This window comes from Pseudoalteromonas ardens (assembly GCF_030125445.1).
GTDB lineage: Bacteria > Pseudomonadota > Gammaproteobacteria > Enterobacterales > Alteromonadaceae > Pseudoalteromonas > Pseudoalteromonas ardens.
Genome location: NZ_JASJUV010000012.1, coordinates 33,149 through 46,663, shown reverse-complemented (window position 1 = coordinate 46,663; position 13,515 = coordinate 33,149). Strand labels below are relative to the sequence as shown.

The 13,515-nt window shown below is 51.3% G+C and carries 10 protein-coding genes; 1 reads left to right on the top strand and 9 read right to left on the bottom strand.

Annotation, left to right across the window (positions count from 1 at the left end):
* The 4 genes from folM to QNM19_RS23495 all read right to left on the bottom strand — a co-directional run bounded on the left by folM (position 1) and on the right by QNM19_RS23495 (position 5,846).
* A complete protein-coding gene (folM, locus tag QNM19_RS23510; protein ID WP_049864375.1) occupies positions 1-708 on the bottom strand; it encodes a dihydromonapterin reductase in 708 nt (235 codons plus the stop codon).
* 123 nt (positions 709-831) lie between these two features.
* A complete protein-coding gene (gene nadE, locus QNM19_RS23505) occupies positions 832-1,668 on the bottom strand; it encodes an ammonia-dependent NAD(+) synthetase (protein ID WP_049864376.1) in 837 nt (278 codons plus the stop codon).
* A 114-nt stretch (positions 1,669-1,782) separates the two neighbouring features.
* The gene (locus QNM19_RS23500; protein WP_049864377.1) at positions 1,783-2,400 is read right to left on the bottom strand and encodes a YceH family protein; all 618 of its coding nucleotides are present in this window, start codon (positions 2,398-2,400) and stop codon (positions 1,783-1,785) included.
* A 119-nt stretch (positions 2,401-2,519) separates the two neighbouring features.
* Positions 2,520-5,846, bottom strand: a complete 3,327-nt coding sequence (locus QNM19_RS23495; protein ID WP_284027278.1) for an ATP-binding protein — start codon at positions 5,844-5,846, stop codon at positions 2,520-2,522.
* Positions 5,847-6,084: 238 nt separating this feature from the next.
* On the opposite strand from QNM19_RS23495, the gene QNM19_RS23490 reads away from it, so the two are divergent.
* Positions 6,085-8,376 carry a penicillin acylase family protein gene (locus QNM19_RS23490; protein ID WP_284027277.1) on the top strand — a complete coding sequence of 764 codons (2,292 nt, stop codon included), beginning with the start codon at positions 6,085-6,087 and terminating at the stop codon, positions 8,374-8,376.
* On the opposite strand, the gene QNM19_RS23485 is transcribed toward QNM19_RS23490, so the two are convergent.
* The 5 genes from QNM19_RS23485 to QNM19_RS23465 all read right to left on the bottom strand — a co-directional run bounded on the left by QNM19_RS23485 (position 8,373) and on the right by QNM19_RS23465 (position 13,338).
* Positions 8,373-9,434: a GGDEF domain-containing protein gene (locus QNM19_RS23485; protein WP_284027276.1), complete on the bottom strand. Its 1,062-nt coding sequence runs from the start codon at positions 9,432-9,434 to the stop codon at positions 8,373-8,375. The genes QNM19_RS23490 and QNM19_RS23485 overlap by 4 nt on opposite strands.
* Before the next feature lie 79 nt (positions 9,435-9,513).
* Positions 9,514-10,386 (bottom strand): multidrug transporter, encoded by an 873-nt coding sequence (locus tag QNM19_RS23480; RefSeq protein WP_049863446.1) that lies wholly within the window; start codon positions 10,384-10,386, stop codon positions 9,514-9,516.
* A 194-nt stretch (positions 10,387-10,580) separates the two neighbouring features.
* Complete coding sequence (locus QNM19_RS23475; RefSeq protein WP_049863448.1) at positions 10,581-11,273, bottom strand: pseudouridine synthase; 693 nt, start codon at positions 11,271-11,273, stop codon at positions 10,581-10,583.
* Positions 11,274-11,316: 43 nt separating this feature from the next.
* Positions 11,317-12,450 (bottom strand): retropepsin-like aspartic protease, encoded by a 1,134-nt coding sequence (locus tag QNM19_RS23470; RefSeq protein WP_049863449.1) that lies wholly within the window; start codon positions 12,448-12,450, stop codon positions 11,317-11,319.
* 12 nt (positions 12,451-12,462) lie between these two features.
* On the bottom strand, positions 12,463-13,338 hold the full coding sequence (locus QNM19_RS23465) for a dTDP-4-dehydrorhamnose reductase family protein (RefSeq protein WP_049863450.1): 876 nt from the start codon (positions 13,336-13,338) through the stop codon (positions 12,463-12,465).
* Positions 13,339-13,515 lie beyond the last annotated feature (177 nt).

The following is a 13,515-nucleotide window of genomic DNA, read 5'->3' as shown; positions in this document are numbered from 1 at the left end:
CTATTTCAGGTGGCGGCCTCCGTCCACGGCCAAAGTCCGGCCGGTGATGTAATTACTTTTACGCAGCAACTCTACGGCGTCGATCACTTCGCGGCAGCCAGGTTCAATGCCCATAATGGATTTCTTCAGGGTCTTCTCTTTATACTCTTCGCTGTCATCGTCATTAAAAATGATCAGTGATGGGGCAACGGAGTTCACTTTGATATGCGGTGCATATTTGGCGGCAAAAGAACGACTGAGGTTATCCAAAGCTGCTTTGCTCGCGGCATAGGCGATGTGTTTTGGGCTGCCTTTTTCAACCACATAATCGGTGATATGAATAATGTCGGCTGTACCTGAGTAGTTTTGTAGCAAAGGTGCGAGGCCCATATTGAGCAGATACGGCACTTTGGCATGGATATGCATCATGGCATCAAATAAAGCACTGTGATCCGGATTTTGCGCTTCACAATCCCAGCTTGAGGCATTATGTATCACCGCGCGCAAGGTGTCGGTATGTTGCTGAACTTGGGCAATCAGCGTTGCGATTGCGTCTGCCTGATTGAAGTCCACCTGGATACAGATCACGCCTTGTTCTGTCAGGGTATCTATGATCGGGCGTTGTGTGCGATAGGTCATGATCACCGGAATGTCTTCAGCGATAAAATGCTGAACCATCGCCAGACCAATACGCTGTGCGGCTCCGGTGATTAAAATGGGCGCTGTCATTGGCATGTATCCTTCTTTGCAGAGTTAACGGGTGGCGGGTGATCCCGCGACTGTACCCGCAGTGTGCGTCTGGCCTTGTACGTGGGTTAGTGCAGGCCAGATCACTCAGACTATGTCGGGGTATTACTCATCATCGTAAATGGTGGGGATAGGCTTGCGCTTGTGCTGGGTCTTTTGATAAATATCAACCAGCAGTTGCTCGACATCCAGGCTAATGGACTTGCCTTCCAGAAAATCATCAATGTCATCATAGCTCAGACCTAAGGCTTCCTCGTCAGCAAGACCCGGGCGGTCACACTCCAAATCTGCGGTGGGGGTTTTATGGACCAATGACTGTGGTGCACCCAGGTGATCGGCCAATGCTCTTACCTGGCGCTTAGACAGGCCAAACAGTGGTGCCAGGTCACAGGCTCCATCACCAAACTTGGTATAGAAACCAGTGATATTTTCAGCGCTATGGTCTGTTCCAACCACCAGGCCGCGTGTCAGGCCGGCGATTTCATATTGGGCAACCATGCGTTGTCTGGCTTTTACATTCCCTTTCACAAAGTCGACCAGGGCTGCGCTCGGCAGCTCTGTTTCACTGATCTGCATTGCCTGAAGCGCCTGATCATGCATGGCATCGGCTGCGGCTTTTATATTGACCGTTAAGCGCTTAGTGGGTTGAATGAAGGAGAGAGCCTGTTGGGCTTCATCTTCGTCAGCCTGGGTGCCATACGGTAAGCGCATGGCAATAAACTGATAACCCTGGCGACCTGATTCGGCATTCAGTTCATCAATGGCCAGCTGGCACAAACGGCCGCAAGTAGAAGAATCAACACCACCGCTGATCCCCAGCACCAGGCTGTGACAATGGGCTGAAATCAGCGTTTGTTTAATAAACTGAACACGTCGGGCGACTTCTGCCGCGACATCAATGGTTGGCTGAACTTTCATTTCAGCAATGATAGCTTCACGCATGGGATTTCCCTCTGGCCAACGTTATATTATCTGGCTGGCCTAAATATGATTGATTGCTCTAAGTTTACTTGAAATTGTTACCAATTAGATCTGTTTCTTGCTGAGATCGCATGGTTACAGGCCAAGATGTTGCTTGATGACCTGAAGTTCCTGCTTAAGCTGATCGATTTCTTCTAGTAGTTCATCCAGGTTTACTGCGGGCTCAGCAGGGCTGCTCTCGGCCTGTTCCAGGTCTGCTGTATCGCCGAATAAGTGCTGATAGCGCGCCTCTCGTTTGCCAGGCTCTCTGGCCAGGCGGGTGGCGAGTTCTTGTTGTATGAGTTCATTCAGTGCACTCTCAACTTCAACGACTGTGCTAAACTCGGCCAACCGGCCGCTTCGGGTACGCAGTTCGCCCGGTGTCTGGGGTCCGCGTAATAGCAACAAGCAGACAATAGCGCGTTGCTGTTCAGTGAGCTTCAGGCTACCAAATTCGCTGTTACAAAAGCGATGTTTGTACTTACTTACTCGACCTGATAAGCCCTCATCGCAAACGACGATGCGTTTTTGTTCGAGTTGGGTCAGGGTGTCAAGCACGTCTGATTCAGACAAGGTCATGACCGGTTCGCGGTTAGATTTCTGGTTACAGGCATTGGTCAGCGCGTTGAGTGATAAAGGGTACTGATCGGGGGTGGTGGTTTGCTTCTCCAGCAGACAGCCGATGATCCGTTGTTCAATCTTGGATAAATTCATCTCTATTCCCTATATGAAGTGCTGTGATACTTTGCAGCAGATCAGGTTGATTTTCATAACTTTACTCTATGCGATTTGCACGACCTTGCATAGTGGCGTCAGGTGAATAGCGGATAATTTCAATGTGTGACTCGGCACGCTTTGGTTTCATCTACCCAGCGCTGTAGCATTTTGCTCAGCGCGGCAAAGTTGATTGGTTTACTCAGGTAGGCATCCATACCGGCAGCCAGACATTTTTCTTCATCGCCTTCCATTGCATTGGCTGTGAGGGCAATGATAGGCGTTTGCTGGTGCTGCTCTCCAGCGACGCCGGCACGGATCTCTTTGGTTGCGGTGTAGCCATCCATTTCGGGCATCTGGCAATCCATCAAAATAATCGCATACGCCTCTTCGCGGACTTTAAGGTGCTTAATGGCGGCAAGGCCATTGTGCGCGCAGGTGACATGTGCCCCCAATTTCTCAAGCAGTGTGGTTGCCACAGTTTGGTTTATCTTATTGTCCTCGACCAGCAGAATATCCACATCCAGGCAGACGTCCTCTGTGATATTCGCTGCCAGCGGCTCTTTGCGTTTAACCAGAGACAACGCATTGGCAGGAGTGAGTGGGCAGAGTAATAGGTTGTTCGCTGAGAACTGTGGCCAGGCCTTGGTTTCTTGCATGGTATGGCACAGCAGGGCGTAGCTGAGCTGCTTTGCTTTGATGTGTTTCAGCAGACTTTTGAGTTCCGATTCGGGCGTCGTACTCAGCACCTCTGTGGCAATGATCAAAGCGGGTTTGTGTGATGTATTTGCATCGTATGCTTTAAGCATCTGTGCAACACTTTCAAAATGCTCTGTTGGGATATGCCAGGCATCCAGCATGTGTCGTGCAGCCAGATCGGACGGAGAGTGTGCATCTATCACATACAGGCTGTCATTATTGGTATCGAGCACCCGAATCGGCTGGGGATCTTCGAGCGCAACGTAAAAGGTGAACGTGCTACCTATATTTGGCTTGCTGTAGGCATTGAGTGCCCCGCCCATTAACTCGCACAATTGTCTGGCTATGGTCAGGCCAAGCCCGGTACCACCAAACTTACGGGTGGTAGAAGGGTCGGCCTGAGTGAAGGAGTCAAAAATTTTACTGAGCTGTTGTTTGCTGATCCCGATCCCTGTGTCTTCAACACTGCACCACAAACGAGACTGCTCACTGGTCCGCTCCGTATAACAGGTCAGTGTGACTTTCCCGCCTTCGGTAAACTTGACGGCATTACTGATCAGGTTATTGAGGATCTGCTTGAGCCGATGGGGATCCGTTTTGGCATATTGGTATTGCATGTTGCGGCTATCAATGAACAACTCGGTCTGCTGGTCGTTCGCACGAGGTGCAAAGGCAGCAAAACAGTCGCTAATTATCTGGATCAGGTCACATTCAATTTGTTCAATATTGAGCTTGCCAGCCTCAATTTTAGAGAAGTCCAGTATGTCGTTAATAATGGTTAACAGAGATTCTGCTGAGCTTTGCGCCAGCGCCAGGTTACGTTGCTGTGTGTCGGTGAGCTGAGAATTGCCCAGGATCTCAAGCATGCCAATGATGCCATTCATGGGGGTACGAATTTCATGGCTCATACTGGCCAGAAAGTCCGCTTTGATTTTAGCGGATTGCTCTGCCAGCTCTTTCTCAATAATCGCTTTGCGCTTAGCCTGCTGCTGTTGCTGGCCACTGAACAGGCTGGCTAACATCGCGGCGATGGCTTGAATAAAGCGCCGATCACTGTCTGTCCAGTCGGGGTAGGGGTCGCCGTATTCAGTGCACAAAATGCCACAGACCGCGCCGCGATGAAGGATGGGTGTAATCAGCATTGCTTCGACTTCAAATGGCTCAAGGTACTGATCAGCTAAAGGTCGGGTTATTGGGTGTTTAGTGGCGGTGCTAGCTTCAATAAGCTGCTTGCTGAGTACCGCTGAGAACAAGCCGGGTAGTGTCGCTTTGCGCCAGGGCGGGAAATGTTGCAGGCTGTCTCGTCGGGTATTGCTGAAGCACGTGGGGTAAAGTTGGGCGTGATCTTCGCTAAGTAGCCAGATACTGGCACGTGATGCGCGGGCTGCCTGGCAAACTGCATCGGTGCATAGCTCCTGTGCGCGTTCTGTGTGATTGTTGAGAATGGCTTCATGTGTGCTGAGTTGTGCCAGCAATTCATTATTTCTAGCCACTTTTTCATGTTCTATTGCCATCAATTTACGGTCATTGATGTTTTGTACCGAACCAAATACCTGTAACGTCCAGCCATTTTCTTGTTTTGCTTGCGCTTTAATGAGTACCCAGCATTCCAGGCCTTTTTGTGGCTGGACAATGAATTCATCCTCAAAGGGCCTGCCATGTTTGATTGCCTGGTTCATATAATCCTGAAACTTCTTGCGATGGGGACCCTCTTTAAAAAATTCAGTGCTGCTCATCCAGGTTGGCTGATAATAGGGGGAGATAGCAAAAATCTGACGTGTGACTTCCGACAAAGTGATTTGATGGCTTGCCAGGTCAACAGACCAGGCACCGACCTGAGCCAGCGAGCCCATGTTGGTCAGTGCACTGGTTTTGCTTTTTAGTTCGGAGAGTAAGCGTGTGTAAAATGAAAATGCGAACAAAAAGAACAACACTATGGTCAATAGTGCCAGGCGAAATGGCCATAAGGCGGCGGAAGAGGCCTTCCAGCCGTAGCGCGGTGCGGCGTACAATACCCAGCTGCCCGATGGCACATGGATCGTGAAGGCGAGCGGGTTGTGTTCTTGTATCGTGGGAGAGCCATAGAAATATTCACCACTGTCCCCCAGACCATTTCTACCCTGAATGGCAATCAGGTAATCACTCTCCAGGTTATTCAGCGACACTTGTTCGTACAGTTTGGGCATATCAATCACAACCGACAATAGCCCCCAAAAGGTGTCTTTATCAACATAGACCGGGATGCGGGCGATCAGGGCTACCCCGCCCTGCACCAGCTCAAGTGGGCCGGTCAGCACAATGGTGCGGGAATCTCTGGCCTTGATGGCGTCTTTTTTTTGTTGTGGGTGAGTGAGGTAGTTGAGCCCAATCGCTTTTTTATTCTCTTCGAGCGGGTAGATCATCTGTAGCACCATGTCTGGCGCGGCGCCGACATTGCGGAGTACTTTACTGGTCTCAAAGAGTGGCGCTGCAAAGCGTTCAAACTGCTTTTGGTCGAGGCGCTCTTGAGGTGCTAATGCAATGGCCAATCCTCGTACCAGCTGAATATTCGCAGCCAGTGTGCCTTCGAGCTGAGTGCGATAGACATTAAGTTCTTCAAATGTGCGGTTTTTTTCCACTTCTATCAGGCGACGTTCGTTTACCCCATCTATGTACCAGCCAGCTGCCAGGATCACCAATAGTAATCCACCCACCATAAAACGGGTTAAAAAAGCTTTCCTTGACGACAGCACGTGTATGGTCTGCATGTGAACGTGAAAAAGTATCCTTGAATCATTTAACTATAGTTGTCTGTGTGAAAACTCGCCAAGACTCAGACGAATTTATGATGGAAAAACCTTCTGCATGCTAACTATTGGTGCGTATCTGGCGGAGTTCTTTGCTGGTAAGGCAGCGTCGGGTTAGATGTCACTGACATGTAATGCAATCGCGCTTAATTAACGCTAAGCTGGCTAAGGTCATTAATCAACCAAGTGAGGGAAAAATATGCTGATGTGGCTGAAACGCGGGATTGCGGTGCTGGTGTTACTCGCACTTGCTGCCAGTGCAGTGGTATATGGCATTTTATCACTGAGTTTGCCTGCGCTCGATGGGCAGGGTCAGTCGACGGCGTTGAGTGCACCAGTGACGCTGGAACGGGATGCGATTGGTCAGGCGGTGATCACCGCGCGGAACCGACATGATGCTGCCTACGCGCTCGGCTTTGCGCACGGTCAGGATCGCTTTTTCCAGATGGATCTGTTGCGTCGCAATGCGGCCGGAGAATTAAGTGAGTTATTTGGTGAAGCAGCGCTTGGACTGGACAAACGCTTGAGGTTTCACCGATTTCGTACGCTGAGTCAGCGCATATTACAACAGCTACCGGCATCAGAGCAGCGTTTGTTGGCGCGTTACGCTCAGGGGGTCAATGAAGGACAGGCGCAAAGTGGCGTACAGGGCTTTGAGTATCTCCTGCTCGGCGCAGAAGTACGACCCTGGCAACCAGAAGATAGCTTGTTAGTTATTTTTAGTATGTACCTGGATTTACAAGAAAGCACATTAAAAAGAGATGAAGCACTCATTTTAGTTGAATCACTACTTGGTGAGGAAATGAAGTACTTTATTATTCAGCCAAGTAATTATCAGGCGGCGCTAGATAGTAGTGAAGTCGTTAAAAATGATATCAAAATACCAAAACTAGACGACATTACTAAATTTAAAGGCGTGGCTCATATTAAAGAGCTTTCAGTTTTTGGTAGTAATAACTGGGCAGTAACAGGACAGCATACTAAAACAGGAGCAGCAATGCTTTCTGACGATATGCATCTGGGTTTAAACACACCTGCTATCTGGTACCGCGCTCAGCTTAATTATGACACCGCCTCAGGTGAGGTGATCCAGGTATCCGGGGTTACTCTACCTGGCGCGCCTGCTGTGGTTGTGGGCAGTAACAATCAGGTAGCCTGGGGGTTTACCAATGGTTATCTGGATACGGCTGACTGGATCAAGCTGGACCCACAGGTCGACACTACCTGGCAGGTTACTGAACAACTTAAGTTACCGGGTGGCAGGAGTGAGGCATTTACCCTGACATTAAGTGATTACGGGCCGGTTAAGCAGATCCGGGACGAAGCTTATGCATTGAGCTGGGTGGCGCATCAGGATTACGCGGTCAATCTGGGGCTACTGGGACTGGAGTCGGCAGAGAGTGTCGATGACGCACTGGAACGTGCTGCGCAAATAGCTATTCCGGTTCAGAATATGGTGGTTGTGGACGCCCAAGGGAATGCGGCCTGGCGCCCTACGGGGGCTGTACCAGGGCGCGCTGTACCCAGCGATACAGCCATACCCAGTCAGGCTTACAGTGACGACTGGCAACGTAATGAAGTGCAGCGGCCGGTGGTTAAAAACCCAACCCATGGCAAGATCTGGACTGCCAACTCACGGGTGGTTTCGGCGCAGCAACATCAGCGTTTCGGTGATGGTGGATATGCACTGGGTGCGCGGTCAGTGCAGATCCGTGATCGCCTGATGGCGCAGAATCAGTTTGATGAAGCGGATTTTATGCGCTTGCAACTCGACAATGAAGCACGCTTTTTAGTCCCCTGGCATCAGTTGCTGAGTGCGCTGCTTGCCAATGAGGGCGACAGTTATGCGCGAGACAGCGGGTATTTATCTGACTGGCAGGCTTGTGCCTGTCCTGAGTCAGTTGGTTATACTTTGGTCAGGCGTTTTCGCGATCATACCCTGGATCTGCTGTTTGCGCCGGTTGAGCACACTTTGCAACAAGTTGACGGCAGCTTGTCGCCCCTGAAGCGCTATCTTGAGCCCGCTGCATGGCAATTGATCCACGAGCGACCAGCGCACTGGCAGCAGCAGTACAGTGATTGGGATGCCATGCTGCTGGCTGCTTATGAGTCGGCGAAATCGCAGTTGCGTGAAACTGAAGGCAGGGATATGGCCGCGTGGCAATGGGGACGGGTCAACCAGCTTGAAGTAAAGCACCCGTTTAGCAGGCAAATACCGCTGCTCAGTGGCTTGTTGGATATGCCGGTGGTGGCCGGTTTTGGTGACAGTTATATGCCAGCGGTACAAAAGCCGGCATTTGGCGCATCTCAACGTTTTATTGCCCAACCTGGTCATCTGGATAAGGCGATAATGAGTGTCGCGGGTGGGCAAAGTGGTCACCCGCTGTCACCCTTTTACCGGGCTGGCTTCAGCGCCTATGCGCAGGGCGAAGCAGTCCCTTTATTACCCGGAGCCATTAATCATCGCATCACATTTACACCTATCAACTAGTTGGTGTGGGCCGCAGTCACTCGATTGCGGCCCTGTGCTTTACTGGTGTAGAGTGCATCATCGGCCAGTTGCAAAGTGACAGAAAAAGGCAAAGCGGTATGCCACAAAGCCACGCCAAAACTCATCGTTGCAGTGAGTTCTTCGCCATTAAAGCGTTGCTTCTCAAGGGTTTGCCGCAATGTTTCAATGCGTATGAGCGCTTCTTCCTGGGTACAATCAACCAGCACGAGCAAAAACTCCTCACCGCCCCACCTGACGGCGATATCCTGATCGGTGACATGCTCGCGCAAGATATCAGAGACGGTTTGCAGCACCTCATCCCCCATATCATGACCCAGTTGGTCATTAATCTGTTTAAAATGGTCGAGATCGGCCATGACCACACAAAGGCTTTGTCCGTTGTGTGCACAGCTGCTGTGCGCTCTGAGGATCAGTTCTTTGGCATAGCGGCGATTAAATAAATTGGTGAGCGGGTCTCTGGCTGCCAGCTTAGCCAGCTGACGGCGCTGAATAAAGGTGCTTTCGCGCACATGGCCAATAACGTAGATCATGGGTAAGCCGCACACGAACACATTGATAAAGTGAATAGAGCGGGCGTACTCCTGGAGCATAAAAGGGGTATTTACGGTGCTGTAAAGCTCATACAGCAGGGCAAATAACACAATCATGCTAAGGGACAAAACAATGGCCAACCGTAACTTTAGCTTCATATCCAGCAGCAACATACAGGCAATGGTCCACAGGTAATACTGGAAGCCATAATCCATTCCTAACGTGGCACATACCAGCACCGAGTGACCCGTCACTTCGACACAAAAAACCCGCAGTGCCAGGTGGCTGTGACCCCGGTTAAGCAGATAAATCCCTGTTGCCCAGGCTGCAACGCTGGCGATATTGGCGATGGACAGGATGTAGACATGGCTGTACCAAAAAGCAAAGATAAACAGCAAATGTAAGCATAAACAATAGTAAGCGACTTGCTTAAACAGCTTCACTTTGACCAGCTCTACTTCATCCGGCTGACTATAAAAATGTTGCGCAATCGGCACGTAAGGCACTCAGTTATCATTGTTGCAATATATTCAGTATAGAAAGTGCCGGCGTTTTTTCCCTGAAAATTTATGCCAGACCAGTCACCTAACCCATCATAACCAGGATTGCAGCCAGTGCGATGAGCAGTAAACCCAGGGTGTCACGCCGGGCAACCGGTGTTTTTAGCCACCACACTGCGATGGCAAGCGAAAAGAATACCTCGATTTGGCCGAGTGTTTTTACATAGGCAACGTGTTGCAGACTCATAGCACTAAACCAGCCAACGGAGCCGATACAGCTGGTGGTACTGATGGCACAGGTGAGCCGGCGGTGTTGCCACAGTTGACGCCAGGAACCTGCCTCCGCATAGCTCAGGTAGCAAGCCAGTATTAAGGTTTGGCAGGATAGCACCAGTAACAGCACCCAGGCTGCACTGTGCGGGAAGGGTAACTGGGTGGCAATACTGGCTTCTCGTACCCACAAAGAGGTGAGGGCAAAGGCTCCGCCACAGGCAAGCCCCAACAAGGCGGTCGTCAGTTGAAAATGGCGCAGTGTAACACCGCTGAGTAACAGCACCGCAATACCGCCCAGCAGGACGCCTAACCAGCCCAGCGCGCTCAGATGAGAGCCAAAAAAGACCATGCCCAGGATGGCAGCCAACAAAGCCTCACTTTTGGCCAGTCCGACACCGACTGCATAATTATTACGTTTGAATAATACCACCATGAGTCCGGTTGCAATGATCTGCATAATGCTCGCGCCTGCAATATAGCCTATCAGTGTTGGGTTCAGAGTGAGTGTGGGTGCTGCTTGCCAGTGATACAGGCCCAGCAGGTATAACGCGGCCAGGGGCGTGGCCAGCAGAAAGCGGGCCAGTGTGACGCTGGCAACGCTGGCGTGTTGACTCAGGCGGCTTTGCAGCGCATTACGCCAGGCCTGGCTGAAAGCGGCCAGGCAGGTAAAGGCAATCCATTCCATATTTTTCGGCTTTGATGAATATCGGAACACTGAAACTAACCGGACCTGCACAGAAATGCCAGACCCTTGAAAAATATTCAGCATAACGCGTGGAAATGATGGTGCGACAATATGCCGCAGTGTGCTGCAATCGGCTGCGCGCTATACTGTTTATCGATGCTACTTTTACCGCCCAGACAATCGATTGGGCGGTACTATTTTTCTTCCTCTTCGAGCTTAAGCTCTGTCATCGCAATCGGCTGAAAGTGCCCTGCTGGCAAAACTTGCGGATCGAGTTTCAGGTTTGCTATTCGCACCCGGTATAAATCCACCACCCGGTAACCGCAGTAACGTGCCATTTTACGGATCTGACGATTTAACCCCTGCCTGAGGACAATGGTAAAGGTATCCGCAGCGACAGGCTCAACCCGGCAGGCCTGGGTTATCACCCCGTCGACCGGCACCCCCGCACTCATCCGGTCACAAAATTGGGCGTCAAAGGGACGGTCGACCACTACGCGGTACTCTTTTTCCTGATGATGTTTTGGGTGGATCAGGCGGTTACAAAGCTCACCGTCATTGGTTAGTAGGAGCAGTCCATGGCTGTCTTTATCTAATCGGCCAATGGGGTAGACGCGCTCACCGGGTGGCAAATAGTGGCTCAGGCTGCTTGGGTCGTCCGGGCGTAATTTACAGTCGATACCAACCGGTTTGTGATACATGTAAAGTTGTTTGGGGGCCGGCCCCTCAACCAACTGGCCGCTGACGAGAATATGGTCGGCCTCTGTGACATGATCTATGTGGTTAGCCGGGTGGCCATTCACCGTGACCTCGGCGGCTTCGATTAATCGTGACGCCTGACGGCGGGAACAGACACCACAGTGGCTCAGATATTTGGCTAGGCGCATTGGCTGCATACAAAGTAAAACCGGGAAGCAAAAGCGCAGTATATCAATTCTGACTGCGGGGGCGCAAAATCAGTACGGCGTTACGCTGATCGATGTCAAAATCAAAGTGACGCAGAAAATTCATGCCCAGCAAACCCGGTCCGGCGCGCATTTCATTCATGACGGCAAACTGTATGGGCCCGCGTACCTGATCGCCAATCTGCATTTGCTCACTTTGATAAAATTCTACATTTGCCAGTCCATTGGCTGTCGATACGGTCCGGGTGTCAAGGTAATCCACAGCCTGGATCAGCGTGTTAAATTGTTGCTGGGTCAGCGATGTGACGCTGGCGCCGGTGTCGATCATCAATTCGATGGTGGTGCCCGCCAGCTGGGCTTCAAGCACAAAATGACTACCGAGACGGCGCAATGGCACATGCGTAACCCCTTGCTGTAAAGCCTGCGCCTGCTGTCGCAGCGCTGCTGTTTCCTGATGGTGGCGCAAGGTGTCGTCTGCCTGCGCGATTAAAAACAGCGCTTCGTCAGGTTGAGATAAAGCCAGATGCGCTTTGACCTGGTGTGTCAGCAACGGCAACATGTGTGGCTTTTCATCGTACCAGGGCGCGGCGAGAGTCAGCAGCTCATGCCATTGTTGTTGCTCGCTCAGCTCAACCAGGCGCGATACCAATAACGTATCGACCAGAGACTGCCAATCAGCGTAATGGGGGTTGTGTCTGTACGCAATGAGGAGGCGGTTGAGTGCTTCGTCGGGCTGTGCAAGCGCCTGATATAAAAGAATCTCAAGACGCTGTGCTGCCAGTGCTTGCGGTTCTGCCCTGAGGAAACCCTGTACCAGAGCGAGCTGTGCAAAAAGCTGAGCGTGCGAAGCCTGGTCCAGCTGTGCATTGATCCACTGCCACCACCGCTTAGCAGATTGGCTCACCGCGTGTGGGTGTGTTTCTCGCGCTTGCAGCAGACTGGCCAGAGCTCGCTCATAGTGGGCCTGCTGGAATGCTTGTTGTGCCTGGGTAATTAATATGGGTGTCTGGCGGTCATTAGGTGGGGTTGTCACGGCAACTGGGGTAGTTGATGTTGTGGGGGGGTTATTTGGCACGGCAGGTGAAGGACGATATAGCTGCCAGCCCAAATAGCCATTGAGTAGCAAAGACAGCCCCAAGAGCATCGATTTCACCTGCATTGTATATTACTCCTATTCGTGCCGGGCCAGCACAGCAGCAATCGCAGCACCAAATTCGCGTTGGTGAGTGATCCCCAACAAATGCAGTCGAGTATCCTGGAGCGCACAGTTATGTGGCCGGGCTGCACTTTGGGTGGGTTCAGGGACCGCGATGAGCTGCTCACCATCTAAGCCCAGCAGCGGTGCTATGGTGCGTGCCATCTGATATTTGGTCATCGCCTGGTTATCCGATACATGATAAATACCGCCCAGCTTTTCTGCCGGAAGTGCCACCAGATCCGCCAGTGTCAGCGCGATATCTTCGACATGGGTAGGGAAGCGAATAGCCCAGTCATCATGGGCGCTCTTTGCATTCAGTTTGAGTTGCTCAGCGATCACTGTGACAGCCGACTCAGCCAGATATTCAACATCCCCGTACAGCACTGGCACTCGGATCACGCTATGTGAAGGGTCGCTCGATAGCACGGCTTGTTCAGCTTGTTGTTTGCTTTGGCCGTAAAAGTTCAGCGGGTTGGTGTGTGCCTGCTCAGTATAAGGCGGCTGAGTGCCATCAAAAACGTAATCAGTGCTGATAAAAAATAAGCGAATACCCCTTTGGCTACACTGTGTTGCCAGGTGCTCACTGGCGGCCACATTCAGTGCGAGCGTCTGAGTATGATCTGTTTCACAAACATCAGGCTTTCGCTCTGCCGCAGCGTGGATGAGCACATCCGGTGCATATTGATCGAGAAAAGCGTTGACGGCTTGCTGGTCGGATAAATCTAGCGACACCAGTGGCGGGGCGGCACGGCGAAAGCCACACCCTATGATTGTGTGCTGTTTCTCCAGTACTTTGACGAGTGCACGTCCCAGTAGTCCGGTCGCGCCGGTAATAGCGATGGTTTGCATAGCAACTCCGTTGATTGTCTGGCTGTTTTATACGGGGAGTGAAAATAATAACACTCGCGAACGGATCATTGTGCCACACGCTTTTTGTGTTATTAAATAAGCGTTTCACATCGGCAAGGTCGCATGAATGCGCGGTGTATTTCACCAACTGCCGTAGAGTGTGACAGCAACCTTGCC

Bases quoted from the DNA above. Each gene is read 5' to 3' on its own strand.
- folM (WP_049864375.1), bottom strand. From the start codon at position 708: ATGACAGCGCCCATTTTAATCACCGGAGCCGCACAGCGTATTGGTCTG.
- nadE (WP_049864376.1), bottom strand. From the start codon at position 1,668: ATGCGTGAAGCTATCATTGCTGAAATGAAAGTTCAGCCAACCATTGAT.
- QNM19_RS23500 (WP_049864377.1), bottom strand. From the start codon at position 2,400: ATGAATTTATCCAAGATTGAACAACGGATCATCGGCTGTCTGCTGGAG.
- QNM19_RS23495 (WP_284027278.1), bottom strand. From the start codon at position 5,846: ATGCAGACCATACACGTGCTGTCGTCAAGGAAAGCTTTTTTAACCCGT.
- QNM19_RS23490 (WP_284027277.1), top strand. From the start codon at position 6,085: ATGCTGATGTGGCTGAAACGCGGGATTGCGGTGCTGGTGTTACTCGCA.
- QNM19_RS23480 (WP_049863446.1), bottom strand. From the start codon at position 10,386: ATGGAATGGATTGCCTTTACCTGCCTGGCCGCTTTCAGCCAGGCCTGG.
- QNM19_RS23475 (WP_049863448.1), bottom strand. From the start codon at position 11,273: ATGCGCCTAGCCAAATATCTGAGCCACTGTGGTGTCTGTTCCCGCCGT.
- QNM19_RS23470 (WP_049863449.1), bottom strand. From the start codon at position 12,450: ATGCAGGTGAAATCGATGCTCTTGGGGCTGTCTTTGCTACTCAATGGC.
- QNM19_RS23465 (WP_049863450.1), bottom strand. From the start codon at position 13,338: ATGCAAACCATCGCTATTACCGGCGCGACCGGACTACTGGGACGTGCA.